The sequence below is a fragment of the Deltaproteobacteria bacterium genome (assembly GCA_016875395.1).
Lineage (GTDB): Bacteria > Myxococcota_A > UBA9160 > UBA9160 > UBA6930 > VGRF01.
In genome coordinates this window covers 65,647-91,536 of record VGRF01000013.1, presented here as the reverse complement: position 1 = coordinate 91,536, position 25,890 = coordinate 65,647, and the positions used below count along the sequence as shown (strand labels likewise).

The window sequence follows — 25,890 nt, the reverse complement described above, 5'->3', positions numbered from 1 at the left end:
AGCAGCAGCGCGCCGCGCCATTCAGCGCTCGGTTCGCCGGCGTTCGCGAGCGACCAGAAGCAGCGCCGCCCGCATTGCGACTCGCTATGCGTTCCTGATCGTCAGCCCACCATCCACCGGCAGCACCGCGCCCGTCATGTACCGCGACGCCGGCAGGCAGAAGTTCAGCGTGCCGTGCGCGACTTCTTCCGGATCGCCGTAGCGGAGCAGCGCGGTGCGGCGCTTCGCGAAGATCTTCTTGTGCTCGTCCTGGATCGCCGCGGTCATGCCCGTGTTGATCGGACCGGGGCAGATGCAGTTCACCGTGATGCCTTCGGGTCCGAGCTCCACCGCGAGCGACCTCGTCAGGCCGATCACGCCCGTCTTCGCCGCGGTGTAGGGCGAGCCGTACTTCGTCGCGCCGAGCGCCTCGGTCGAGGCGATGTTGACGATGCGGCCGGCGTCGCTCTTGCGCAGGAACGGGAGCGCCGCGCGAATCACGCGCGTGTGCGCCGTGAGCAGCACGCTGATCGAGTCGTTCCAGTTCTTCACGAAGTCCGCGTGGTCGATCGGCGCGAAGCGCGAGATGCCCGCGTTGTTCACCACGATGTCGAGCCGCCCGAACGCCGCCGCGATCTCGGGCACGACCCGCGCGACCTCGGCGTCGTCGCCGACGTTCAGCACCCAGCCGCGCGCATTGCCGCCCGCGCGCGTGATCTCGTCGACGACGCGCTGCACGCCTTCCGCGCCCACGTCGGTGACCGCGACGAGCGCGCCCTCGTCCGCGAACAGGTGCGCGGTGGCGCGGCCCATGCCGCTCGCGGCGCCCGTAACGAGTGCGCCGCGGCCGACGATCGAGCGCGAGAGCTGAGAGAGGCGAGGCATCGAGGGCTCCTTCGTGAAGGAGCGCATCGTATCCCGCCTCCGAGCAGGTCAGCGCTTCGGCCTCCCCACCATCACGATCACGTCCGCGAGCCGCGGCGCGACGCGCGCACCGAGATCCGCAGCCCGCAGCGCAGCATTCGCGATGAACGCGGGCACCGCCTCCACGAAGCGCGTCCAGCTCGGGAGGCCCCACGCGAGCGAGAGGCCGACGACCCGCTCGATCGCGACGAAGCGCGCGCAGTGTTCCCGTAACAACGCCAGCTCGTAGCGCGTGAAGTGGTCGGCGGGCACGTCGTAGTGACGGCGGCCGCGCTTCGGCGCGCGCCCGAGCGTGCCCTCGCGGAAGCGATCCTGTGCGCGCGCAGCTCTGCACGCGAGCGAATCGAAGTTCGCGACGGCGAGCACGACGCGACCGTCCGGCCTCGTCACGCGCGCCATCTCGGAGATCGCGAGCTCGGGCCGATCGAAGTGGTCGAGCGCGCCCTTGCAGTAGGCTGCGTCGAACGTGGCGTCGGCGAACGGCAGCGCGTCGCTCCAGCCGCGCACCCAGTGCGGGACGGAGCCTTCGGCCTTCTCACTCATCAGGCGCGCCCACGCCGTCATGCGCGCGGACGGCTCGGCCCCGACCACTTCGGCGCCGCGCGCGCGCAGAGCGATCGCGTCCTGCCCGAAGCCGCTCGCGACGTCGAGAATGAGCTTGCCAGGCGCGGCGAGCGTCGCGTCCAGCGTGGCGCGGGTCATCCGCTCGAACAGGAAGTTCGAGTCGCGCGTGGTTCCGGTGGGAATCACGTCGGTCATGTCTCGGTCTAGGTCGACGACTCGCATGGTCGAGGTGCTCGAGTCTCTTGGGCTTCGGCGGGGCGGCTTCAGCCTTGTTTACTTCGCATCGGGCTCGAAGACTCGCCCGCTGCTGCGCGCTTCGCTTGCGGCCTCGGCCGACCTGCTTGGGAGGAGCGTTCGACTGCGAGGTCGTTCCTGCCTTCTGCCTGTGCGTTTCGCATCTCGCTGGGGCGGGCATCCGTTGCGGCGCGGGCGGTGTCTTTGGCGGGCGAGGCGCTTTGCTAATTGGGGGGTCGGGTGGGAGTCGGCGTGGCTGAGGTCGAAGAGAGGGGAGTCGGCACCGCGGGCGAGAGGCCGGCGTCGGCGCTGGAGCGGCTGGCGAGCTTTCGGTTTGCGTACGCGGCGATCGTCGTGTTCGTCGTGGCGTACGTGTTCACGCTGCGCGGGCTCGAGCGCGGGCTCACCATGCACTTCGCGGCCGAGGTGACCGAGGCCACGCGCGTCGACGCGAGCGCGGGGCCGGTCGCCGCGCAGGTCGAGAAGAGGCTGCGCGCGTTGCTGCGCGAGTCGGCGTGGGTTCGGCTCGGGCAGGTGCGCGTGCAGCCCGTCGTGATCGCGGCGGACGGGCGCACGCTGCTCTTTGCCGGCGCGGGCGCATTGCCTGCCCTGCCGGATGCTGCCGACCGCGGCGCAGCGCTGCTGCCCGCGAGCGCCGACGTGCAGGTCGCCATCCCGTACAACTCGGCGCTCGCCAACGGCGTGCTGATCACGTACGCGGGCCTGCTCGTGGTGACGCTCGCCCTCCACACGCGGCGGCTCGCGGGCAAGGAGCTCGCCGCGCTGCGCACGCTCACCGCGGCGCGCGATGCCAGCGCCGATCGCGCGAGTGGCATCGAGCGCGAGCTCTCCGCCGTGCGCGCGCGGCTCGCGAGCGTCGAGCCCGAGAGCGAGGCGCAAGCGCGCGAGATCGCTTCGCTCGCGGAAGAACGCGAGGCGCTGTGGTCGCGCCTCGGCGAGCTCGAGGCGCGCGAGGGCGAGCTGCGCCGCGGCTCCGCGCGCGCGGGCGAGCTGGAGGAAGAGCGCCGCACGCTCGAGCAGCTGCTCGACGAGGCGTCGCGCGATCTCGAGACCAAGGACGGCGAGCTCGCCGAGCTGCGCGCACAGGTGAAGCAGGCGGGCAAGATCGCTGCGCGCAATGCGAAGGACTTCGAGCTGTTAGGGCGCCGCTTCACCACGCTCTACAAGGAGCTCGAAGTCGACGAGCGCGCCCTGCGCGACATCGCCGAGCTCGGCGACGAGAGCCTGCGCCTGCGCGCGGAGGAAGCGCTGAAGCGCCTCCACGACGAGCCCGAGAGCACCATCGTGCGCCGCAAAGTCGGCGGCCTGCCGCCGCATCTCGCGATCTTCGAGCTCGGCTTCGCGGGCAAGGGCCGCATCTACTACACGCAAGGCGGAGAACCCGTTCGCGTCGCTGAAGGTGCAGGAGATGCGCTCGGTGGTGGCGGACACGATCGCGACGCTGCCCGAGAAGGAGCGCCTCGTGATCTCGCTCTACTACTACGAAGACCTCAACATGAAAGAGATCGGGAACATCCTCGGCATCACCGAGTCGCGCGTGTGCCAGATCCACACGAAGTCGGTGCTGCGGCTGCGCTCGAAGCTGAAGAACACGATCGAGCGCATGTAGCACCCGGGCCGTCGCTCGCGACGGCTCGGCATTCGCCTCATTCGGCGTCGACGCGCGCGAGCACGACGGTGACGTTGTCCTCGCCGCCGCGGCCGTTGGCGAGGTCGACGAGGTCCTCGCACGCTTCCTGCAGGTCGCTCGTCTCGCTGACGAACTTCGCGAGCTCGCCATCTTCGACGTGATTCGTGAGGCCGTCGGAGCACAGCACGAACACGTCGCCGGGCGCCGGCGTGAGCTCCGCGAGATCGGGCTCGACGCTCTCGCGCACGCCGAGCGCGCGCGTCAGCACGTGGCGGTGCGGATGCTCGCGCGCGGCGTCGGCGGAGATCTCGTGGCGGCGCAGCAGCTCGCCCACGATCGAGTGGTCGTCGGTGAGCTGACGGATGCGGCCGCGGCGCACGAGGTAGGCGCGGCTGTCGCCCACGTGCGCGAGCGCACAGCGCTCCCCGGCCGCGAGCACCGCCACGATCGTGGTGCCCATGCCGGCGTACTCGGGCTGGCGCTGCGCCGCGAGGTAGATCGCGCGGTTCGCGGCGGTCACGACCATGCGCAGCTTTTCGCTGGGCGCGGCCGAGGCGCCTTCGAGCGCGTTGATGGCGCGAGCAGCCGCTTCGGCGGCGAGCTGGCTCGCGATCTGGCCCGCGGTGTGTCCGCCCATGCCGTCCGCGACGAGATAGAGCCCCTGCTCGGGCACGAGCGCAAAGCGGTCCTCGTTCCCTCGCCGGCGCATCCCGACATCGCTGCGTGCGGCCGCTCTCAGAATCATCTCGCGCTCCGGCCTCCGGTCGCTGCCTTCCCCTATCGGGCCACGCTCGGAGGGACTTGACGGGCCGGCGTGCTGCGGGCGCCGAGCCGTCCGTCGCGTTTTTCGCGTGCGCGAACCCGAGTTCGCCTTCACTCTTGCATACGCGAGGTCGATACGAAAAACCGTGGGACCGAGCCCCGACCGATGCGGCTCGGGATCCGCAAGCATTGTCGCGATCGAACGCGGCTCGGGAGGCCGCAGCGATCCGCGCCGTGCAGCGGCGCAGATCGTGTGCAGTGAGCCGAAGGAAGAGCGGAGCTCGGAAAGGACGGGAGATGCCGAAGACCCTGCTTCTCGCGGACGACAGCGTCACGATCCAGAAAGTCGTCGGAATCAGTCTCGCGAGCGAGGACATCGCGCTCGTCGCAGTCGACAACGGCGCCGCCGCCGTCGCGAAGGCGAAAGAGCTTCGCCCGGACTTGATCCTCGCCGATGTCGTGATGCCGCAGCTCAGCGGCTACGAAGTGTGCCGCCAGGTGAAGGCCGACCCGAGCCTGCGCCACATCCCGGTGCTGCTCCTCACGGGCACCTTCGAAGCGTTCGACGAGAACAAGGCGCGCGACGTCGGTTCCGACGGGCACATCACGAAGCCGTTCGAAGCGCAGTCGCTCGTGGAGATGGTGAACGCACGTCTCGCCGCGGCCTCTCCGCCGCCCGCGCCGAGTGCGGCGGCGAGTGCGCCGGCGCCGGTGCTCGCCGCGCCCGATCCGATCTTCGGCGAGGACGAGCCCTTCGACTTCATGTCCGAAGAAGTCACCGAGCCGAATCCGTCGCGTCGCGCGAGTGCCGACGACGCGCTCTCGTTCGGCAGCGCCGAGGATCTCGAGCTCAGTGCCAGCGACGAGATCGAAAGCGACCCGCTCGGCGACGACGCGATGACGCGCGTCGAGCTCGCCGCGGAAGATTCCGGCGTGGTGATGGCCGACGAAGAGGACGACGAGAACGCGGACACGCTCCAGCCCGTCGCCGCCGAAGCGCTCGATGACGACGACAGCCCCGCCGCGACGCAGGTGTTGTTCGGCGAGGAGCCGGAGGCCGCAGCCCCGGAGACGAACGCGGCGACTCGCGTGCACTTCGGCGAGCCGGAGGATGCGCCCGCGACGCCGGCCTTCGAAGCGAAGGAAGACCTGTTCGCGGACATGATCGGCGACGCCCGCGCAAGGTCGGACGTGACGCCGACCGACCTCGGCGATCCGTTCGCCGACGACCCGGAGATCGCGGCGCCCGCGGCGTTGCCTCCGGCCAGCGCGACCGTCGTGCTCAGCGCGAGCGACGACGACGCCTGGCCGGCAGAAGACGAGGCGGAAGCCGAGCCGGAGCCGCGCCAACCGCTGCGCGCCGCGAGCCCTGCTTCGGGTGCGCTCGCAGGCGATGCGCCGTCGCGCGAGGAGCTGCGCGCGATGCTCGAGAAGATCGCGTGGGAGGCGTTCGGCGACGTGACCGATCGCATCGTGCGCGAGACCGTGCAGAAGGTCGAGCAGATCGCGTGGGAAGTGATCCCGAAGATGACCGAGGCGCTCCTGCGCGAGGAGATCCGCAAGCTCAAGGATGAGTAGCGGCTGCGTGGCTCGCATTTTTCCGGCGAGCGTTCGCCTTCGAGGGTCCTCCCGTCCTCCTCGGCGCGTCAGCCATCGAGCCGAGCCGCGCTTCGTGGGTTTGCGCATCCGTTGCCGGGCGGAGAACGCGTGACTTCGGCGCGCCGATTGGCGCGGGCGTGACTTAGACTCGGCGCGTGGCGCACGCGAATCCTCCGCATCCTTCGAGCTGGTTGCCGCTCGTCGAGCGCGCGCTCGCGGAGGATCTCGGCAGCGGCGACGTCACGAGCAACGCGTGCTTGCCTGACACGCTGCGCGTCGAAGCGGTGCTCGAGGCACGGGCGCCGCTCGTGGTGTGCGGGCTCGAGGTGGCCGCGGCGTGCTTCGCGGCGGTCGATGCGGGCATCGCCTTCACGGCGCTGCGGCGCGACGGCGAGTTCGTGACGGGGCCGGCCCCGCTGGCGCGCGTCGAAGGCAGCGCGCGCGCGGTGTTCGCGGGCGAGCGCATCGCGCTGAACTTTCTCGGGCGCATGTGCGGCGTCGCTTCGCTGACGCGCCGCTACGTCGAGGCGGTCTCGGGCACCGGCGCGAAGATCCTCGACACGCGCAAGACGCTCCCGGGCTGGCGGGCGCTCGACAAGTACGCGGTCGCCTGCGGCGGCGGCACGAATCACCGCTTCGGGCTCTACGACGCGGTGCTGATCAAGGACAACCACATCGCAGCGGCGGGCGGCGTCGGCGCCGCGGTCAAGGCGGCGCGAGCGAGCGCGGCGCCGCATCTCGCGATCCAAGTCGAGGTGGAGAGCCTCGCGCAGGCGGATGAAGCGCTCGACGCGGGCGCGACCCTGTTGTTGCTGGACAACCGCACGCCCGCGGAGCTGCGCGAGTACGTCGCCCGCTACGGCGAGCGCACCTCGCTCGAGGCCTCGGGCGGCGTGAACCTCGCGAACGTGCGCGCGTTCGCGGAGAGCGGTGTGCACCGCATCTCGATCGGCGCGCTCACGCACTCGGCCGTCGCAGCCGACGTTGCGCTCGAGGTGAGCGCCAGGAAAGCCGGCGCATGACGGCGGGCGCATCCAGGCGACACCCGGATGCGCACGCTGCGCGATCGCCGCGCACAGAGAGCCCCGCGCAGCCGAACGCGCTCACGGCAGACGCGATCGCCGCGCGCACGCGCTGGCTCGCACGCACGCTGCACTGGTTCGACGAGATCGACTCGACCAACAAGCACGCCCTCGCGATCGCCGCGGCCGGCGCGGCGCACGGCGAAGCGGTGATCGCCGAGGCGCAGAGCGCGGGCCGCGGCCGGCTCGGCCGCGGCTTCTACTCGCCGCCGCGCACGAACCTCTACGTGAGCTTCGTGTTGCGCCCGGGCGGCAGCGCCGCCGCGCTCGGCACGCTCCCGCTCACGGCGGGCGTCGCGCTCGCGGAGGTCGTCGCCGACGAGCTCGGCGACCCCACGCGCGTTCAGCTGAAGTGGCCGAACGACGTTCTCGCGGACGAGAAGAAAGTCTCGGGCATTCTGCTCGAGCGCGCGGGCGCGAGCGCCGACAGCGCGGTGATTCTCGGCATCGGCGTGAACCTCAACGTCGATCCCGCCACGTTCCCCGACGAGTTCCGCGCGCGCGCATCGAGCCTCAGCGCGCTCGCGGGCCGCGCGATCGAGCGCGCGCGCTTCGCCGCCGCGCTGTTCGAGCGCCTCGAAGCCGCGCTCGACGCGCACGCCGAGCGCGGATTCGCCGCGCTGCGCCCGCGCTTCGACGCCCTGTTCCGCATGAACGACCGCCGCGTGCGCGTGGCGGACGCCGCGGGCCGGGTCACGGAGGGGGTTGTGCTCGGCGTCGGGGCCGATGGATCGTTGCGTCTCGGGACGTACGCTGGCGAGGAACGCCTTCTCGCCGGCGACGTCACCTTGCTGAAGGAACCGCTCTCGTGAACGACCTTCTCGCCGTCGACATCGGCAACACCAACGTGACGCTCGGCGTCTTCGATCTCAGCGACCCCGCGAAGCCCGTGCTCGCGCACCACTGGCGCATGGCCACGCACCGCGAGCTCACCAGCGACGAGATCCTCGTGACGCTGCGCGGCCTCACCGATCTCGCCGGCTGCAAGATGGAGTCGTTCCGCGACGCGATCATCTCGAGCGTGGTGCCGCCGCTGCTGCCGATCTGGGAGCGCGTGTGCAACAAGCTGCTCGGGAAGGCGCCCCTCGTCGTCGGCCCCGGCATCAAGACCGGCATGCCCGTGCGCTACGAGAATCCGCGCGAGGTCGGCGCGGACCGCATCGTGAACGCGGTCGCGGCGTTCGAGCTGATGGGCGGCCCGGTGATCGCGGTCGACTTCGGCACCGCGACGACTTGGGACTGCGTGAGCGACAAAGGCGAGTACCTCGGCGGCGCGATCTTCCCCGGCATCGTGATCTCGATGGAGGCGCTGTTCGAGCGCACCTCGATGCTGCATCGCGTGGAGCTCGCGCGGCCGCGCTCGGTGATCGGCCGCACGACCACGCAGTCGATTCAGTCCGGCTTGTTGTTCGGCTACGCCGGCCTCGTCGACGCGATGGTGCGCCGCATCAAGGGCGAGCTCGGAGAGCACGCCCGCGTGATCGCGACGGGCGGGCTCGCGCAGCGCATCGCCGCCGAGACCGAGACGATCGAGCGCGTCGAGCCGTACCTGACGCTCGAAGGCCTGCGCCTCTTGTTCGAGAAGAACCGTTCGCCGGAGAAGTCTCATTAACACCTAGGAGTCCGAGTCATGCAGAACACCGACGCTGCGCATACCCGCAACTTCGCCCTGATCGGCCACGCGGGAGACGGCAAGACGACGCTCGGCGAAGCGCTTCTGCACACCACCGGCGCGGTGAAGGATCTCGGCTCGGTCGACGGCGGCACCTCGCACCTCGACTCGACGCCCGAGGAGAAGGAGCGCCACCACACGCTCGTCGCGCACGTCTACGGCTTCGACTGGAACGGGCTGCATCTCACGCTCGTCGACACGCCCGGCGATCCCAACTTCCAAGGCGACGCGCAGATCGCGCTGAAGGCTCTCGACGGCGCGATCCTGGTCGTGTCCGCGGTGGGCGGCGCGAAGGTCGGCACCGAGAGCATGTACCGCGCGGCCGAGGTGACGGGCGTGCCGCTGGTCGCGTTCGTCAGCTGCATCGACAAGGACCGCGCGGACTTCGCGGCCGCCGTCGAGTCTCTGCGCGGCCTCGACGCGAATCCGGTCCCGCTCGCGATTCCGATGGGCGCGGGCCCGGCGCTGAAGGGCGTGATCGACCTCGTCTCGATGCGCGCACTGCTGAACGGCAGCGACGCGGCGATCCCGAAGGAGCTGATGGCCGAAGCCGCGGCGGCGCGCGCGATGCTCGCCGAGGCAGTCGCCGAGTGCGACGACGCACTCACCGAGAAGTACCTCGAGGACGGCGACCTCTCGGACGAGGAGCTGCAGCGCGGACTCGTGACGGCGACGCGCTCGAAGAAGCTGCTGCCCGTGCTGTGCGGCGCCTCGACGAGCGAGCTCGGCATGCCCGCGCTGCTGTGGGCGACGACGCATCTGCTGCCGTCTGCCGCCGAGCGCGGCGCGTGGCACGCGGAGCGCATCGCGGATCACGCCGAGCTCGCCGTCGAGCCCGCGCCCGACGCGCCCTTCTCCGCCGCCGTCTTCAAGACCGTGATCGACCGCTACGCCGGCACGCTCTCGGTGATGCGCGTGGTCTCCGGGACCGTGCACCACGACGAGACGATCGTGAACGCCACGCGCGGCGAGAAGGAGCGGCTCGGGAAGCTCCTGCTGCTGCACGGAAGCGAGCTCGTCGAAGTCGCCGAGGCGGGCCCGGGCGACGTGATCGCGGTGGCGAAGCTCAAGGACGTGCACACGGGCAACACGCTCACGTCCGAGAAGAACGGGCTTCACCTGCCCGAGATCCCGATTCCGCAGGGCGTGATCTCTTACGCGATCTCGGCGAAGTCGAAGGCGGACGAGGACAAGCTCTTCCTCTCGCTCGCGCGCCTGGTCGAAGAGGATCCGACGCTGCACGTCTCGCGCGACGTGAGCACGGGCGAGTTCCTGCTCACCGGCATGGGCGAGCTGCACATCCGCATCGCGGTGCAGAAGCTGCGGCGCGCCTACGAGGTCGAGGTCGAGCTGCACACGCCGAAGGTCCCGTACCGCGAGACGATCAAGGGCCGCGCCGAGAACGTGGAGGGCAAGCTCAAGAAGCAAACCGGGGGCAAGGGCATGTACGGCGTGGCCTACATCTCGGTCGAGCCTCTGCCGCGCGGCTCGGGCGTCGTGTTCTCGGACGAGATCGTGGGCGGCGCGATCCCGCGCAACTTGATCCCCGCGGTCGAGAAGGGCGTCCAGGAGGCCGCCCTGCACGGGCCGCTGGCAGGCTTCCCCGTGGTGGACGTGAAGGCGCGCTGCATTGACGGCAAGTTCCATACAGTCGATTCGAACGAAATGGCCTTCAAGCTCGCGGGATCGTTCGGCTTTCGGTCGGCGCTCGAGCAGGCGAAGCCGACCCTGCTCGAGCCGATCATGCACGTCGAGGTGACCGCCCCGGCCGATCAGCTCGGCGACATCATGGGCGATCTCGCCCATCGCCGCGGGCGGGTCTCCGGAACGGAAAGCCGAGGCCACGGGCTGATCGTCAAGGCCGAGGTGCCTATGGCCGAAATGCTGGAGTACGCGAGCGCGCTGACCAGCCTCACTGGAGGCAAGGGCGCTTTCCACATGGAGTTTTCGCACTACGACGAGATGCCCGCGCTGCAGCGGGAACGAGTGATCGCCGAAGCCAAAGCCAAGGCCGCCGCGAGGACCTGATCGCGGCGCCCCTCGGCTTGGCGCGAGGGGTTTGGTGAGTCAGCCGCAAGCGAAGATCCAGCTCACGCTTTCGCCGCAGGCGGGGCGCTACGTCCAGCGCGACGCGCCGGTCGAGGTGCGCCGGCTGGCCGCGCGCGGCGCACTGCCGCTAGAGCCGATCGAGCTCGCCACGGTGCTGTTCGTGCTCGCGAACGACGCCGATGCGCAGGTGAAGGAGACCGCGCACGAGAGCCTGCGCGCGCTGCCCGAGTCGATCGCGAAGACCGTGCTGTCGGGCGCGGCGCACCCAGCGGTGCTCAGCTTCCTCGCGCAGCTGTTCCGCGACGACGCCAGCAAGTCGGAGTGGATCGCGCTCAACGCGCACGCCGACGACGAGACGATCGCGTTCCTCGCATCGCTCCCGCACCGCCGCGTGATCGACATCGTCGCGAACAACCAGACGCGCTTGTTACGGGCGCCGCAGATCGTCGATGCGCTCGGCGAGAACCCGCTCACGGGTCGCGCCACGATCGACCGCATCCTCTCCTTCCTCGGGCTCGAACGCCCCGCGACGGAGGAGCTGCCCGAAGGCGAGAGCGCGACCGATCTCGCGCGCGAGGAGATCACCGACGAGAGCGCGCTCGCCGCGCTGCGTGCGATCCTCGGCGACGACTGCTCGGAGTTCGCCAAGGAGCTGCTCGAGGACAAGGACGGCGAGCTCAGCGAAGAAGAGCAAGGCAGCCTGTTCGCGCTGGTGCAGAAGATGAGCGTGATGCAGAAGGTGAAGCTCGCGCGCATGGGCAACAAAGAGGCGCGCGGCCTGCTGATCCGCGATCGCAACAAGATCGTGTCGACCGCGGCGATTCGTTCGCCGCGCATGACCTCCGAGGAGGTGGCGGGCTTCGCGAAGTCCCGCAACCTCTCCGACGAAGTCATGCGCATCATCGCGAGCAATCGCGAGTGGACGAAGGAATACGCAGTCAAGCTCGCGCTCGTGATGAATCCGAAATGCCCGATCTCGTTCTCGATCCGCTTCATGAACTTTCTACAAGAACGCGATCTGCTGAAGCTGATGAAGAGCAAGGACGTGCCGGCGGTGATCGCGACCCACGCGCGTCGCAACCTGTCGAAGAAGGGGAAAGCGTGATGGAGGACGTGCAGGACAGCGGCGCCGTGAACGCGCGCATCGTGTACTGGGGCGCCGAGGGCGCCGGCAAGCGCACCAACCTCCGCGTGATCCACGCCAAGCTGCGCCCGGACCATCGCGGCGACCTGCGCTTCCTGCCCACGCGCCTCGATCCCACGATCACGTACGGCGCGCTGCCGATCGAGCTCGGCGAAGTGAGCGGCGTGCGCACGCGCATCCAGGTCATCGCGATGCCCGGCGACCGCGAGGCCGCGCAGAGCCGCAAGCAGCTGCTCGATCGCGCCGACGGCGTCGTGCTCGTGCTCGACGCGCGCCGCGAACGGCTCGGCGACAACCTCGCGAGCTTCGAGGAGCTGAAGAGCGCCCTCGCCGCTTACGGCCGCAATGCGTCCGAGATGCCGCTCGTGATGCAGTACAACAAGCGCGACCTCGCCGATCCGTACGCGCTCGAGGAGCTGCACCGCAAGCTCTCGATTCGCGGCGTCGCCGCCTTCGAGGCCGTCGCGAAGGACGGCACGGGCGTGCTGCAGACGCTCACCACGATCTCGAAGCGCGTGATCCGGCACCTGCGCGAGAAGCCCGCGGCACCCGAGGCGCCGGCCGCCAAGCTCGCAGCCAGCAACGCCGCGACGCAGGTGCGCCTCGCGACGCCACCCGCGCCCCAGGCTGCGCGCCCCGTGCCGCCGCCCGGCGTGACGCAGCTCATCGATCGCGCCGCGTTCGAGGCAACGCTCGCCAAGCCCGCGCCGCCGCCCGGTACGACGCAGCTGCTCGAACGCGTCGTTTCGCTCGAAGACTCGCAGCCGGGCATCGAGGTCGCGCCTGCGAACTACGAAGATCCGGTGGCCGAGGCCGAGGCGCTGTTCGACGACGAATTCGAGGCGACGAAGCGCGCGGCTGCGCCGATCTCCGCGCCGTCGGCGAAGCGGGCGCCCATGCCGGCCGTCTCGCTCGACGCAGGCGAAGGCGACCTCGCGCTCGCGATCGAGCCCGCGGGCCCGGCGCTGCCGGCGCCGGGCGGCCTGCGCATCCCGCTCTGGCTGCGCGACGCGAGCGGCAAGCGCCGCAAGCTCACGCTCTCGCTGCGCTTCGAGAGCGAGGACGCCTAACCCGTGCGCAAGGCGCTCGCGATCTACGGCGCGACCGAGGAGACGCTGGCACTCGTGCCTGCGCTGCTCGAGAACGCCGAGGTCGAGGTCGTCGGCATCTTCGCCGACGACGTCGCCGCCGCGCGCGCCCGCGCCTCAGCCCTCCGGATCTTCGTGCCGATCGATTCCGACGCGCGCCTCTTCTCGCGTGCGCTCTACGGCGTGATCGACTCCGGCGCGGGCCGCCCGTTCGGCGAGCGCTTCCCCGACGCCGCTGGGGCGCTGCAAGTCGTGCCGCCGCTGACGGCGCGCTTGTTATGGGCGCACGGCGTGTCCAGCGCGGACCGCCGCACGGAGCTGCTGCACGCGCTCCGAGAAGTCGTCGAGAGCGTGAACCTCACGATCGACCCCGACGAGCTGTTCGCGCGCATGCTCGAGATTGCGCAAGGCGTAACCGGCGCCGACGCCGGCTCGCTCATGCTGCTCGACGCCGCGAAGGGCGAGCTCGCGATTCGCGTCGCCACGGGAGTCGAGCCCGAGCTGTGGCCGAAGATTCGTGTGCGCCTCGGCGAAGGCGTCGCGGGTCGCGCGGCGGCGGAGGCGCGCCCGATCAAGGTGCGCGGGCGCGCCGACCGCGAGCAGTTCCGCGTACTGCGCGAGCGCGGCGACGTCGCCAGCGCGCTGTGCGTGCCCCTCGTCCACGAGGGCAAGGTGCTCGGCGTGCTGAATCTGCATCACTCGTCGCGCGAGGATGCGTTCGACGACGAGGACCTCGCGTTCGCGGAGCAGCTCGGCCGCCTCGACGCGCAAATCATCGCGCGCGCGCAGTAGCACGAGTGCCTGCGCAAGCAGGCCTCGCGATACGCAGCGGTGCGCGCCGTGCGCGAGGCGCTCGGCGCTGCGGGTGCGATCGAGGCGCGCCTCGAAGCGCTCTGCCAGCGCGTGGCCGCGCTGCACGAGGGCGGCATCGCGCCGCTCTACCTCGCCGGCGAGGACGAGCTGCGCCTCGCGGCGACCTCGCTGCCCGGCGGCGGCCTCGGCGGCGACTACCGCGTCGCGCTCGGCGCCGGCGTCGACGGCCGCGCGGCGAAAGAGCGCGCCCCGATCTTTCTCGAAACCTCGCCGGGCGTGCTCGCGCTCGCGTCGCTGCCGCTGATCGCGGGCGACGCGTGCCTCGGCGTGCTCTCGGTGCAGACGAGCGGCGCCGCAGGACCGCGCGCGCGGGCGCTGCGCGAGACCCTGCTCGAGATCGCCGCGGCCGCCGCGGAAGAGATCGCGAAGGCGGAGCGCGAGGCGCGCACCGCGAGCCGCGCGACCAAGGTGAGCGCGATCAACGAGACGGGGATCCGCCTGCTTTCGCTGCGCGATCCGGCCGAAGTCGCGCGCGAGACGACGAGCTCCGGCGCGCTGATCCTGGAAGCCGATCACGTCGTGCTCCGCCTCCAGGATCCCGAGAGCAAGCGCTTCGTGATCAAGAGCTATTACGGCTCCGCCGACGCGCGCGCGCAGCAGACGTTGTTCAAGCTCGACAAGGCGCTCGCGGTCGAAACGCTGAAGACGCGACAGCCGCGCCTGCACAAGTCGCTCGCGAAAGACGCAGCGCTCGGTGCGCTTGCCGGGGGCGTCCGCTCCGCACTCGCCGCGCCGCTGAAGCGCGAGGGCCGCCCGATCGGCACGCTCGCCTTCTACGACAAGATCGCCGCGGACCAGTTCTTCGCGGGCGCCTTCTCGGACGACGATCTCGCCGTGTTCGCGCGCTACGTGAGCTACGTCGAGCGCGCGCTCGAGAACGCCGCCTTCCACGTCGCGACCGCACGGCACCGCAACTTCGACGAAGAGACGGGCCTCCCGAACGCCGACTACTGGGGCCGCCGCCTCGACCAAGAGCTCGCGCGCGCCACGGGCCGCGAGAACGCGCTCACCGTGGTGGTGTGCCGGATCGAGAACCTCGGCGAGATCCGCCGCGCCGACACACGCCGCGCCGACCGCGTGCTGCAGCGCACCGCCGAGGCGCTCCGTAACAACTCCCGCGAGTTCGACGTGGTCGCTCGCGGCGGCGACGCCGAGCTGCTCGTGCTGCTCCCCGACCCCGGCGCGCGCCCCGAGGAGCGCGTCGCCACGCTCGCGCGCCAAGTCGCCGAAGAAGTCGGCCGCGAGGAGACGAACGGCGCGCTGCTGCCCGCGCTCGCGTTCGGCTACGCCGCGTACCCGAGCGAAGGCGCGGACAAGAGCGCGCTGATGCAACGGACGAAGACGGCGCGCATCAGGATGGTGTGAGGCTCGCTCCCGCTCCCCACCGTGGATTCTCGCGGACATCAGCAAAGCGCGATCGCACGAGACTGGCGACCGAGTCCTCGGCAGCTCCGACCACCCACAACGACGAGTCGACCGCCTTCAGCTGAAGGAGGAGGCGCCCGCTGCGGTCGCGCCCGATGAAGTCTCCGTCGATGACCTGCGTAATGCCGGCCGCAATCGCTCGAAGATGTGCGCCGCCCACGCAAGCGCGCACATCCGAGAGCTGGTGAAGCTCCTCTGCGCGGGGACCACTCGCGTCGACGAATCCGAGTGACCACTCGCACGCGTCCACGATGTCTCGCAGAAGTTCGACGAGGTCCGCGAGATCGAACGCGAGCACGCCGTCCTGAACGTCGTGCACCTCGAGCCAACGCATTGCCGTTTCTCTACAACACCTTCTCCACCGGCACGTACGCCATGGCGAGGCTCTCCGCGACGCCTTGGCACACCACCTTGCCCTCCCACACGTTGCTGCCTTGGCGCAGCGCGGGGTCGCGGCGCACGGCTTCGGCAGTGCCGAGCTCGGCGAGCGCCTCGATGTAGTGGAACGTCGTGTTGGTCAGGGCGAAGGTGCTCGTGCGCGGCACGGCGCCGGGCATGTTCGCGACGCCGTAGTGGATCACGTCGTGCACCACGTAGGTCGGGTTCGAGTGCGTGGTCGGGCGGATCGTCTCGATGCAGCCGCCTTGGTCGACGGCGACATCGACGACGACCGAGCCGGGCGCCATCGACTTCACCATCGCTTCCGTCACGAGTGTCGGAGCGCGGCGGCCGTGCACGTAGACCGCGCCAACGACGAGGTCGCTCGTGCGCACGGAGCGCTCGATGGTCGAGCGGTTCGAGTAGAGCGTGTTGAGCTCGCCGTGAAAGATGTCGTAGAGATACGAGAGGCGTTTCAGGTCGATGTCGATCACGTCGACCTCGGCGCCGAGCGCGTGGGCGAGGCGTACGGCGTTGATGCCGACGATGCCGGCGCCGATCACCGTGACCTTGCCGCGCATCACGCCGGGCACGCCGCCCAACAGGAGCCCCGCGCCGCCGCGGTCCTTCTGCAGCAGGTTCGCGCCGATCTGCGTGGCGAGGCGGCCCGCCACTTCGCTCATCGGCGCGAGCACTGGGAACGAGCCATCGGGGTTGCGGATCGTCTCGTACGCGATGCCGATCACGCCGCTGTCGCACAGCGACTGCGCGAGCTGGCCCGCCGCGGCGAGATGGAGGTACGTGAACAGCGTCTGCCCCTGATGCAGGCGCTTCACCTCCGACGGATTCGGCTCTTTCACCTTCACCACGAGATCGGGCTTCGACCACGCGTCTTCAGTCGAGACGATCTTCGCGCCGGCGGCCTGATAAGCCGCGTCCGCGAAGCCGCTGCCGACTCCCGCGTTGTGCTCGATCGAGACCTCGTGCCCGTCCTCGACGAGAATCTTCGCGCCGTCCGGCGTCATGCCGACGCGGAACTCCATGTCCTTCGTTTCCCGCGGAACACCAATTCGCATGGAGTCTCCTCTCGGCGCGCGCGCCGATCCTACGCCTGCCGGTACGCCGTGATCAGAATCTCCGAGATCTCCGGGCGGATGATGCGCGCATCCGGGTGCTCGCCCGCCTTCAGCTGCTCGCGCAGCTTGGTCCCGCTGATCGAGTACGGCTTCTCGTTCGGGTGATTCTCGGTGAGGTCGACGCGGCCGAGCGATTCGTAATAAGCCGCGAAGCCGATCTTCACGGGCTTCGTGTGCAGCTCGCCGGGCAGCTTGTCGAAGATCTCCTGGGCATCGAAGTCGCCCCAGATCGCGCTGCCGTCGTCGTAGGGCGCGTCCGCGTGCTTGCGGCCGATCACCAGATCGCTGAAGCCGTAGTTCTGGCGGTAGACGGCGTGCATCAGCGCCTCGCTCGGGCCGCCGTAGAACATCTTGATGTCGAGTCCGATCAGCTCGAACACCTCGCTGATGTCGTAGCCCGCCCGTGCCCAGATCGCGGGATCCTTGTCGCCCTGCCCGAGCAGCTTCTTCCCGTGCAGCTCGCGATAGCAGCGCATGCGCATCACCGCGGGCACGTCGTCGCCCTTGAGCTCGCCCACGAGGGGATTCAGCACGACGCCGGTGTAGTGGCCCGCCGCGGTGAGGCGCTCGGCGCCGCACACGAGCGCGTACTCGTGCGCGCGGTGCAGCGGGTTGCGCGTCTGGAAGGCGAGCGCGCGCTGCCACTTCTTGTCGCGGATGAAGGCGCGCGTCATGCGCGGCGACAGCATGAACTCCGCGTACTCGGGGTGCTTCACCTGCGGCAGCACGCGCAGCTCGCCGCCCAACAACTGCGTGCGAGGGTCGTCGGTCGCGATGCGCGCGCCGGGGTGGTCGGTGCGCTTCGTCAGGTACACGCGCTCCACGTACTGCGCCTTGTCCCACGCGAACACGTCGGGCGCGCTCACGATGCCGACGAGCTCGCCCGCCTCGTTGCGCGCCGCCACGGCCTTCGCGCCCTTCGCAGCGCTCGCCTCGGCATCGGTGACCGGCAGCGCGAGCGGAATGCCCCATGCGTACTTCTTGCCGCGCGAGAGCACGCACTTCTCGTCGAGCACGCGCTGATAGACGTCGCGGCGCATCGGGCCCTCGAGCGGCGAGAGCGCGCCGTCGCCCACGCGATACAGCGTCGCGAGGTCGGCCTTCGCCACCGTGATCGAGGGCAGCTCCTTCGCCTCGCGCTCGAGCTCCTTGCGCTGCGTCAGCGGCACGGTGCGGTCCACGAGCTCTTCGAGCCCGCCGTGCACCGGAACGAGATCCTTCTGCGTCATCTGCGTGTCGCCTTTCTCTTCGCTGAGAAGTGTTCGTGGCCGCGAGGGGTCACCAGGTGGTGCGGTGGGGCTTGTCGTCGAAGTCGAGCTTGCGCTCTTTGCCGCCCGAGAACGGGCGCACCATCAGGTCGGTCTCGAAGGGCTTGCCTTCGTAGTAACCGGTGAAGAGCAGCCACTTGCCGTCGCGCGAGATCGCCGGCTCGACTTCCTGCATCGCGCCTGCGCCGAGCACGCCCTTGCCGCCGCCATCGGGGCGAACCTTGAAGATCTTCCAGCCCTTGTTCGTGCGCGAGCTGTAGACGACCCACTTGCCGTCGGGCGAGAACACCGGCGAGCGCCCGTTCGCGATGAAGCGCGGCGCCGCCGGCGCGAACGGGTTCACCGCGAGAATCTCGTCCGTGCCGGACCTGCCGCGCGCCTGGTAGACGAGCAGCGGCTCCGTGGGCGACCACGCGCACGCCGTATCGAACGGCCCGGGCGTCGCGCTGCGGACTTCGCCGCCGGGAATGCGCACGCGCAGCTGAACGCCGCCCGTGGGTCCCTGCGGACCCTGCTGAAGCTGGCTGCCCACCGCGAACGCGAGCTCGCCCTTCGGCCCGTAACAACCATCCAGTACCGGGTCAGTCTCGTTCGTGAGCGGAATCGTCGCGTCGGTCTGGCGATTCCACTCGTAAAGCTGCGACGTGCCCTGGCGCTCGGAGAGGAACAGCAGCCGCTGATGATCCGCCGACCAGCCGAGCGGCTTGTCGCCCTTCGTCGCGAACTCGGCATCGACCGTGCGTTCGTCGGGAATCGTGTAGATCGCCATGCGCGCCTGCAGGTCGACGCCGGCGTTCTCCAGCGCGCGATCGGAGAAGGCCTCCCGAATCGCTTCGACCGAGTTAGGCGCCGGCCGCGCGCGCTTCACCTGCTTCGCCTCTTCGCGCGCCTTCTCCTCGGCGCGCGCCTGCAGCTGCTTCTCGACCTTCTCGATCTCGTCAGTCTTGCGATACGTGAGCGCCACGGGATCCGCGGGCAGGTCCTCGGGCCGGAACGAGCGCGCGAGCGCGGCGCTCGCGAGCGCCACGCACGCGAGCGTGACGATTGCCCTCGCCTTCATTGCACTTCCTCCGCCACCAGCAGCCGGCCCGTGAAGCCGGCTGGCGAATCGTCCGACGCGAACGCAGCGACTTCCTTCACGAGGCCTTCGAGCACCGAGATCACGATGTGCTGCGCGTCCGGAAACGGGAAGCCAGGCTGTGACGCGAACTCCTGGTCGACGGTCGAGAAGTAGGGGCCGGCGTCGGCGTGCGAGTGGTAGACGCCCGTGATCGCCCAGCCTTCGGCGTCCGCGAACTTCTGCGCCTGCAGCACGTCGGCCTCGTTCATGTGGAAGCCCTCGCGGCCGTCGCGCGGGTACTGCGCCTCGTCCTGCTGATGTAGCCGCGTCATCTCGTTCCTACAGCGCACCACGCGCTCGAGCCGCCCGCGCTCACGCCCGAGCACGAGGCCGCAGCATTCCTCGGGGTGCGTCTCGCGCGCGTGCTCGTGGAGCTCGTGGAGCACTCGCGCGGACACGGGAATCGCTGGCTGATCCCGGTCAACGTGAATCCTCTCGCGCACGCCCCGAACGAACCTCGCCCCTGGGTGGAAGGCGGCGCACTGTAGGCGCGGGGCGCGGCGGGAGCACCCCTCGCGCGCGGGTCAGATCACGTAGTCGGGGCCGTCCGCCTCTGCGCGCTTGATGCCACTCGCTGCCGCCCGCCTGCACAAATCCTCGAGCGTGCGCGCGTCGAAGACCTGCTCGACGCCGGCGCTGAGCTCGCGCCACAGGAAATTGGGGCGATGCGGGCTGCGGCGCTCGCGCGGCGGCGGCCCGTGCGCGATGCCGTCTGCGAGCGGCCCCTCCACCGCCTCCAGGATGTCGCGCAGCGTGATCTCGCTCGCCGCCCGCGCGAGCACGTAGCCGCCGCCCGGTCCGCGCTTGCCGTGCACCAGCTCGGCTTTGCGCAGGCGCTGGAAGATCTGCTCGAGGAAGCGCGCGGGAATGCGCTGCCGCTCGCCGATCACGCGCACCTGCACCGGCGCGCGCCCGCCGCCGTAGGCGAGGTCGAACATCCCGCAGATCGCGTACTGGGCTTGGAGCGAGAGGCGCATTGCGCAGGAGGATGCGTCAGTTCGCGTGGCTCGCGAGCGCGGGGTGACGCATTCCGGCCGGGCCGGTTTGTCGCACCCGCCGCGCTCCGCCCCGAACTTTCATGCTTCTCCCCGTCGCTCGGCGCGGGCAAGTCCCATAGGCTGTGCCACCCCCAGGCCGACATCCCCGCGACTCCGTGGCATCGCGCCCTCCCGCGATGCGGGAGCACACATGGCCGCGAGCTTCGCGGGTGCGCCGAGCGCGCACGGGATCGCTGTGTTCCTCGCCGCCGTGCGCGCGGACGAGGAGCTCGCGCGCGCGCTGCGCTTCGCCTCGGCGCTGCCCGCCGAGCCGCCGGGGCGCGTCGCACTCGACGCGCTGCCCGAGCCTTCGCGCGAGGTCGCGCGCACGCGCGGGATCACCGCGCTCTACCCGCATCAAGCCCGCGCTCTCGCCGAGCTGCGCGCGGGGCGCGACGTCGTGCTCGCGACCCCGACCGCGAGCGGCAAGTCCCTCGTGTACGCGCTGCCCGCGCTCGAAGCCGCACTGGCGGACCCGCACTCGCACGCGCTGTTCCTGTTTCCGCTGAAGGCGCTCGAGCAGGATCAGGCGAAGAAGCTCGCCGCCGACGCGGAGGCGCTCGGACTCGCGGCGGAGCGCACGGTCGCGGTGTACGACGGCGACACGAAGCCGGGCCAGCGCACGAAGATCCGTAACAACCCGCCGAACGTGATCGTGACGACGCCGGACATGCTGCACCTCGGCCTGCTCCCGCATCACATGAGCTGGGAGCGCTTCTTCCGCGGGCTCTCGCTCGTGGTGGTGGACGAGCTGCACGCCTACCGCGGCATCTTCGGCTCGCACGTGGCGCAGGTGCTGCGCCGGCTCGATCGCGTGGCGGCGTTCCACGGCGCGCGCCCGCGCTTCGTGTGCGCCTCGGCGACCGTCGCGAATCCCGGTGAGCTCGCGCAGCTCGTCACGGGCCGCGCGCCGGTCGTCGTGCACGCCGAGGGCGCGCCGCGCAGCAAGCGCGACGTGCTGTTCCTGAATCCCGTCGGCACGTCCCCGTACACCGCCGCCGCCCGCCTCTTCCGCATCGCGCTGAAGTGCGGCTTACGCACGATCGCGTTCACCAAGGCGCGGCGCGTCACCGAGCTGATGCACCAATGGATCGCCGCGGCTGAGCCACAGCTGGCGCCGCGGATCAGCTCGTACCGCGCGGGCTTTCTCCCCGAGGAACGCCGCGAGATCGAGCAGCGCCTCTTCACGGGCGAGCTCGCGGGAGTGATCTCCACCTCCGCGCTCGAGCTCGGCATCGACGTGGGCGGGCTCGATGTGTGCATTCTCGTGGGGTACCCGGGCAGCCAGATCGCGACGTGGCAGCGCGCGGGTCGCGTCGGCCGCGCGGGCGACGCCGCGATCGCGCTGGTCGCGCAGCCGGACGCGCTCGATCAGTACATGGTCGCGCACCCCGAGCAGCTGTTAGGCGGCGCCTTCGAGCACGCGGTGCTCGATCCGCTGAACGCGGATCTGCTCGCCGCGCATCTGCCCTGCGCCGCTGCCGAGGTTCCGCTGCGCGACGCCGAGCCGTGGCTCGCGGAGCCTGCGGTGCGCGCTGCGGCGAGCGCCGCGGAGCAGGCGGGCGAGTTGTTACGGAGCGAGTCGGGCCGCGAGTGGTTCGCCGCGCGCCGGAATCCGCATCGCCTGCTGAGCCTGCGCGCCACGGGCGCGAGCTACGCGATCCAGCTCGCGGGCAGCGGCGGGCTCGAACGGAGCGCGAAGGTCGACGACGACTTTCTCAGCGAGCGCGCGCCCGCGAGGCGCAAGGTGCGCGTGCAGAAGCCGAAGATCATCGGCTCGATCGGCGCGGGCAGCGTGATGAGCGAGTGCCACCCCGGCGCGATCTATCTGCATCACGGGCGCCAGTTCAAGGTCGTGAGCCTCGACCTCGAGCTGCGCAAGGTCGAGGTGGAGCACGTCGAGGTGGCCTACTTCACGAAGCCGCTCGGAGAGCGCGAGACCGAGGTGCTCTCGCGCACGCGCCAGCGCCCGGCGGGCTCGTTCCTGCTCGCCGAGGGACGCGTGAAGGTCACCTCGCGCATCGTCGGCTACGAGCGCCGCCGCGTGCGGGGGCAGGAGCTGTTAGGGACGGAGGCGCTCGATCTGCCGCCGAGCCAGTACGAGACGAACGCGCTCTGGCTCGAGCTGCCCGACGAAATCTCCGCCGCGCTTGCGGCGAACGGGCGCAACCCGATGGGCTCGCTGCACGCCGTCGAGCACGCCTCGCTCGCGCTCTTGCCGCTGTTCGCGCTGTGCGATCGCTTCGACCTCGCGGGCATCACCTACAAGCTCCACCCGCAGCTCGGCCGCGCCGCGATCTTCCTGTACGACGCGGCGGAAGGCGGCGTCGGTCTCGTACGCAGCGTCTACGACAAGCTCGAGACGCTGCTCGAGACGACGCTCGCGCGCCTGCGCGAGTGCGAGTGCGAAGCCGGCTGCCCCGCGTGCGTGCACAGCCCGCGCTGCAGCAACGGCAACCGCCCGATCGACAAGGCCGGCGCGCAGGAGGCGCTCGCCATGATGCTCGGGCGCGAGATCCTGCCGCCCGCGCCGGCGCCGCTGCGGCTCGAAGCAGTGGTCACGGAGGAGGAGGCGATCGCTGAGATCCAGCAGCCCGAGCTGCGCGTCGTGAGCTTCGACCTCGAAACGCAACGCAGCGCCGATGAAGTGGGCGGCTGGCACAACGCGCACTTGATGCGCCTCGCCTGCGCCGTCGCGTGGGACAGCGCGGAACAGGAGTTCTTCACGTATCGCGAGCACCAGGTGGACGCACTGCTCGAGAAGCTCGGCCAGGCCGATCTCGTGATCGGCTTCAACGCGCACCGCTTCGACTACCGCGTGCTGCGCGGCTACGCGGCGCGCGATCTCTCGCTGCTGCCCACGTTCGATCTCCTCGACGCGATCCACGAGCGCCTCGGCTTCCGCCTACCGCTCGGCCACCTCGGCGAAGAGACGCTCGGCGTCCCCAAGTCCGCCGACGGCCTGCAGTCGCTGCAGTGGTTCAAGGAAGGTCGCCACGACGAGATCGCGCGCTACTGCCAGCAAGACGTCGCGATCCTGCGCGACCTGTTCGCCTTCGCGTGCCGCCACGGCCACCTGCTCTTCCGCGCGAAGAACGGCGAGCGCGTGCGGCTCCCGCTGAAGCTGTCGGCGCCGGAGCTGGTCGACCGCGAGCGCAAACGCGAGGCGCGGCGGCGCATGCACTGACGGCCAATTGGGGTCTGGCACGGATTGGCTACCTGCGTCACTCCGTGCCAGACCCCAATTGGCCGGTCGGCCGCGGGTCATTGCAGCGTCGCGCCCCGGCGCACGTGCGAGTCGAGCAGGTCGAAGTAGATCAGCACCAGCACGTGGCGGATGCCGTCATCGAGCGAGTCGATCAGCGCGCGGCCTTCGTCCACGTCGTCCAGCTCCATCAGCGCCGCGATGGCGCCCTGCACTTCGGCGTGCCGGCCCGCGATCTCCTCGCGCAGCGCCGCGGCGTCGCGCTCGAAGGCGGCCTCGATCTCGGCGTTGTCGAAGAGCAGATGCACGCCGCGCGCGCCCAGGGCGAGGAGCTCTTCGGTGTTCATGGCTGCGCCTCCAGCGCGCGCACTTGCTGCGCACTTCGCCGGCTTATCGGCGCTGGCGGAGTTCGCGCTGAGCGGAAACTCTTCGCGAATGACCTTGCGGCTCAGCAGCGTGATGCGGCGTTTCGGCGCGCGCGTCGTCTTCGACGGCGTCGACCTCGAGCTGCGCGCGGGGGACCGCGTCGGGCTCGTCGGCCCGAACGGCGCGGGCAAGACCTCGCTGCTGCGCATCGCGGCCGGCGTGGATCCGGCGGACGGGGGCGAGCGCGCGCTCGGACGCGGCGAGCGCGTCGGCTACTTGCGGCAAGAGATCGACCTCGCGACGCACGCGACGGTGCGTGAAGAGGCGCTCAGCGCGTTCGCTGCGATCGATGCGCTCGAGCGCGAGATGCGCGAGCTCGACGCACGCATGGCGGAGCACGGCGAGCTGCCCGCGCACCTGGCCGAGCGCTACGACCAGCTGCACACGCGCTTCGACCGCGCGGGCGGCTTCTCGCGCGAGGCGCGCGCGGACGCGGTGCTCGAGGGCCTCGGCTTTGGCGAGGACGCGCGCGCGCGCAAGCTCGCGACGTTCAGCGGCGGCTGGGTGATGCGCGTCGAGCTCGCGAAGCTGCTGCTCGCCGAGCCCGACGTGCTGTTGTTGGACGAGCCCACGAACCACCTCGACCTGCCCTCGCTCGAATGGTTCGACGAGACGCTCGCCGCGTTTCCTGGCGGCGTGATCCTGATCTCTCACGACCGCGCGTTTCTGCACCGACACACCACGCGCATCGCCGAGCTGCGCGACGCGAAGTTCGCGCTCTACCCGTGCGGCTACGACGCCTACCTCGAGCGCAAGCAGCAACGCCTGCTCGAGCTGGAAGCCGCGGCGGCGAACCAGCAGCGCCAGATCGCTCACGTGGAGCAGTTCATCGACCGCTTCCGGTACAAGGCCTCCAAGGCGAAGCAGGTGCAGAGCCGCGTGAAGGCGCTCGACAAGATCGAGCGCGTCGAGGTGCCCGAGGAGAAGAAGCGTCGCATGCGGCTGCGCATCCCCGAGCCCGCGCGCTCGGGCGCGATCCCGGTGGCGCTGAAGGGCGTGCACAAGAGCTACGGCGAGACGCTCGTGTACGCGGGCGTCGACTTCGCGCTGAAGCGCGGCGAGAAGCTCGCGCTCGTCGGCCCGAACGGCGCGGGCAAGTCGACGCTGCTGCGCATGCTCGCGGGCGTGCTCCCGTTCGAGCGCGGCGCGCGCGAGCTCGGCCACAACGCGCAGGTCGCGTTCTACGCGCAGCACCAGCTCGAGACGCTCTCGCCGGAGCGCACGCTGCTCGCGGAGCTGGAGTCGGTCGCGAGCTTCGACGACATCCCGCGCCTGCGCAGCCATCTCGGCGCGTTCCTGTTCTCGGGCGACGACGTGCAGAAGAAAGTCTCGGTGCTCTCGGGCGGCGAGAAGGCGCGCCTCGCGCTCGCGAAGATGTTGTTACGGCCGAGCAACACGCTCGTGCTCGACGAGCCGACGAACCACCTCGATGTCGAAGCGTGCGAAGTGCTGGAGAGCGCGCTCGCGGACTACGGCGGCACGCTCGTCTTCATCTCGCACGACCGCGATTTCGTGAACGCGCTGGCGACGCGCGTCGTGGAAGTGCGCGGCGGCAAGCTGCGCGAATTCCTCGGCAACTACGACGCCTACCTCACCAAGCTGCGCGAAGACGCCGAGCGCGCAGCCGCCACCGCGGCACCGAGCGCGGCGGGGACGAACGGAACCACGGCGCCCCCAGCGAGCGATGCGCAGCGCACGCGCGAGGAGCGCAAAGCGCGCGAGCGCACGGAGCGAAAGATCGCGCGCCTCGAGGAGCAGATCGGCGAGAAGGAGGCGCAGGTCGAGGAGTTGGGTGCGCGTCTCGGCGACGCCGACATCTACAGCGACTACGAGCGCGTGCGCGAGATCGAGGCCGAGCGCGATGCGCTGAAGTACGAAGTCGCCGGGCTCTACGCGCAGTGGGAGGCGCTCGCGGCCGAGCTCGAAGCGGCGGACGCTCGGTGATCTTCACGAAGCGGCTACGCGACGGTGTCCGCAGCGGCGAGATCACCTGCAGCGTGCGCATCTGGATCCAGCCGCGCGTGAAAGTCGGCGGGCGCTACGCGATGGAAGAAGGTCAGATCGAGGTCGACTCGATCCTGCCGATCACCCTCGCCGACATCACGCCCGAGCTCGCGCGCGCTTCGGGCTTCAAGGGCGTGGTGGACTTGCTGAAAGTCGCCAAGCACGGCCGCGGCGAGAACATCTACCTCGTGCGCTTCCACTACCTGCCGCCGGCGCGCGCCAGGAGTGCGCGTCGCTGAGCGCGACGCCGCTCGGACGTGCAACGGGGAC

At 70.4% G+C, this 25,890-nt stretch carries 22 protein-coding genes and 1 pseudogene; 13 read left to right on the top strand and 10 right to left on the bottom strand.

Annotated elements, in window-relative coordinates; translation table 11 throughout:
• Positions 1 to 84: 84 nt before the first annotated feature.
• Positions 85 to 864, bottom strand: coding sequence for an SDR family oxidoreductase (locus FJ091_11950; protein ID MBM4384069.1), 780 nt, complete (start codon positions 862 to 864; stop codon positions 85 to 87).
• Between the two features lie 48 nt (positions 865 to 912).
• A complete protein-coding gene (locus tag FJ091_11945) occupies positions 913 to 1,662 on the bottom strand; it encodes a methyltransferase domain-containing protein (protein MBM4384068.1) in 750 nt (249 codons plus the stop codon).
• A gap of 1,375 nt (positions 1,663 to 3,037) precedes the next feature.
• Between FJ091_11945 and FJ091_11940 the strand changes: the two genes are divergently transcribed.
• The gene (locus FJ091_11940) at positions 3,038 to 3,331 is read left to right on the top strand and encodes a sigma-70 family RNA polymerase sigma factor (GenBank protein ID MBM4384067.1); all 294 of its coding nucleotides are present in this window, start codon (positions 3,038 to 3,040) and stop codon (positions 3,329 to 3,331) included.
• Between the two features lie 37 nt (positions 3,332 to 3,368).
• Here FJ091_11940 and FJ091_11935 read toward each other — a convergent pair whose 3' ends face one another.
• Positions 3,369 to 4,097, bottom strand: a complete 729-nt coding sequence (locus FJ091_11935; protein ID MBM4384066.1) for a Stp1/IreP family PP2C-type Ser/Thr phosphatase — start codon at positions 4,095 to 4,097, stop codon at positions 3,369 to 3,371.
• Between the two features lie 314 nt (positions 4,098 to 4,411).
• Here FJ091_11935 and FJ091_11930 point away from each other — a divergent pair.
• The 9 genes and pseudogenes from FJ091_11930 to FJ091_11890 all read left to right on the top strand — a co-directional run bounded on the left by FJ091_11930 (position 4,412) and on the right by FJ091_11890 (position 14,986).
• Positions 4,412 to 4,765, top strand: a pseudogene (locus FJ091_11930) (response regulator).
• Positions 4,766 to 5,904: 1,139 nt separating this feature from the next.
• Complete coding sequence (gene nadC / locus FJ091_11925; protein ID MBM4384065.1) at positions 5,905 to 6,735, top strand: carboxylating nicotinate-nucleotide diphosphorylase; 831 nt, start codon at positions 5,905 to 5,907, stop codon at positions 6,733 to 6,735.
• The gene (locus FJ091_11920; protein ID MBM4384064.1) at positions 6,732 to 7,607 is read left to right on the top strand and encodes a biotin--[acetyl-CoA-carboxylase] ligase; all 876 of its coding nucleotides are present in this window, start codon (positions 6,732 to 6,734) and stop codon (positions 7,605 to 7,607) included. The genes nadC and FJ091_11920 overlap by 4 nt, the downstream gene beginning before the upstream one ends.
• Positions 7,604 to 8,407, top strand: a complete 804-nt coding sequence (locus FJ091_11915; protein ID MBM4384063.1) for a type III pantothenate kinase — start codon at positions 7,604 to 7,606, stop codon at positions 8,405 to 8,407. Before FJ091_11920 ends, FJ091_11915 begins: the two co-directional genes overlap by 4 nt.
• Positions 8,408 to 8,425: 18 nt before the next feature.
• On the top strand, positions 8,426 to 10,495 hold the full coding sequence (locus FJ091_11910; protein ID MBM4384062.1) for an elongation factor G: 2,070 nt from the start codon (positions 8,426 to 8,428) through the stop codon (positions 10,493 to 10,495).
• Positions 10,496 to 10,529: 34 nt separating this feature from the next.
• Positions 10,530 to 11,621: a hypothetical protein gene (locus tag FJ091_11905; protein MBM4384061.1), complete on the top strand. Its 1,092-nt coding sequence runs from the start codon at positions 10,530 to 10,532 to the stop codon at positions 11,619 to 11,621.
• Positions 11,621 to 12,730 carry a hypothetical protein gene (locus tag FJ091_11900; protein MBM4384060.1) on the top strand — a complete coding sequence of 370 codons (1,110 nt, stop codon included), beginning with the start codon at positions 11,621 to 11,623 and terminating at the stop codon, positions 12,728 to 12,730. The genes FJ091_11905 and FJ091_11900 overlap by 1 nt, the downstream gene beginning before the upstream one ends.
• Positions 12,731 to 12,733: 3 nt before the next feature.
• The gene (locus FJ091_11895) at positions 12,734 to 13,540 is read left to right on the top strand and encodes a GAF domain-containing protein (GenBank protein MBM4384059.1); all 807 of its coding nucleotides are present in this window, start codon (positions 12,734 to 12,736) and stop codon (positions 13,538 to 13,540) included.
• 48 nt (positions 13,541 to 13,588) lie between these two features.
• Complete coding sequence (locus FJ091_11890; GenBank protein ID MBM4384058.1) at positions 13,589 to 14,986, top strand: diguanylate cyclase; 1,398 nt, start codon at positions 13,589 to 13,591, stop codon at positions 14,984 to 14,986.
• Here FJ091_11890 and FJ091_11885 read toward each other — a convergent pair.
• The 6 genes from FJ091_11885 to FJ091_11860 form a co-directional block, all read right to left on the bottom strand.
• Positions 14,973 to 15,380, bottom strand: a complete 408-nt coding sequence (locus tag FJ091_11885; protein MBM4384057.1) for a hypothetical protein — start codon at positions 15,378 to 15,380, stop codon at positions 14,973 to 14,975. The genes FJ091_11890 and FJ091_11885 overlap by 14 nt on opposite strands.
• 10 nt (positions 15,381 to 15,390) lie before the next feature.
• The gene (ald, locus tag FJ091_11880; protein MBM4384056.1) at positions 15,391 to 16,500 is read right to left on the bottom strand and encodes an alanine dehydrogenase; all 1,110 of its coding nucleotides are present in this window, start codon (positions 16,498 to 16,500) and stop codon (positions 15,391 to 15,393) included.
• A gap of 29 nt (positions 16,501 to 16,529) precedes the next feature.
• The gene (locus FJ091_11875) at positions 16,530 to 17,789 is read right to left on the bottom strand and encodes a sulfate adenylyltransferase (protein ID MBM4384055.1); all 1,260 of its coding nucleotides are present in this window, start codon (positions 17,787 to 17,789) and stop codon (positions 16,530 to 16,532) included.
• Positions 17,790 to 17,838: 49 nt separating this feature from the next.
• Positions 17,839 to 18,888, bottom strand: coding sequence for a PD40 domain-containing protein (locus tag FJ091_11870; protein ID MBM4384054.1), 1,050 nt, complete (start codon positions 18,886 to 18,888; stop codon positions 17,839 to 17,841).
• A complete protein-coding gene (locus FJ091_11865; protein MBM4384053.1) occupies positions 18,885 to 19,346 on the bottom strand; it encodes a M67 family metallopeptidase in 462 nt (153 codons plus the stop codon). The genes FJ091_11870 and FJ091_11865 overlap by 4 nt, the downstream gene beginning before the upstream one ends.
• A gap of 126 nt (positions 19,347 to 19,472) precedes the next feature.
• Positions 19,473 to 19,925, bottom strand: coding sequence for an Rrf2 family transcriptional regulator (locus FJ091_11860; protein ID MBM4384052.1), 453 nt, complete (start codon positions 19,923 to 19,925; stop codon positions 19,473 to 19,475).
• Positions 19,926 to 20,136: 211 nt separating this feature from the next.
• Between FJ091_11860 and FJ091_11855 the strand changes: the two genes are divergently transcribed.
• Positions 20,137 to 23,172, top strand: a complete 3,036-nt coding sequence (locus tag FJ091_11855; GenBank protein ID MBM4384051.1) for a DEAD/DEAH box helicase — start codon at positions 20,137 to 20,139, stop codon at positions 23,170 to 23,172.
• Positions 23,173 to 23,249: 77 nt separating this feature from the next.
• Here the strand turns inward: FJ091_11855 and FJ091_11850 are convergent, their stop codons facing one another.
• The gene (locus FJ091_11850; GenBank protein MBM4384050.1) at positions 23,250 to 23,537 is read right to left on the bottom strand and encodes a hypothetical protein; all 288 of its coding nucleotides are present in this window, start codon (positions 23,535 to 23,537) and stop codon (positions 23,250 to 23,252) included.
• Between the two features lie 88 nt (positions 23,538 to 23,625).
• On the opposite strand from FJ091_11850, the gene FJ091_11845 reads away from it, so the two are divergent.
• Entirely contained in the window at positions 23,626 to 25,560 is a 1,935-nt protein-coding gene (locus FJ091_11845; protein MBM4384049.1) for an ATP-binding cassette domain-containing protein, read from the top strand.
• Positions 25,557 to 25,859, top strand: coding sequence for an ASCH domain-containing protein (locus FJ091_11840; protein ID MBM4384048.1), 303 nt, complete (start codon positions 25,557 to 25,559; stop codon positions 25,857 to 25,859). The genes FJ091_11845 and FJ091_11840 overlap by 4 nt, the downstream gene beginning before the upstream one ends.
• The last annotated feature ends 31 nt before the right edge of the window (positions 25,860 to 25,890 follow it).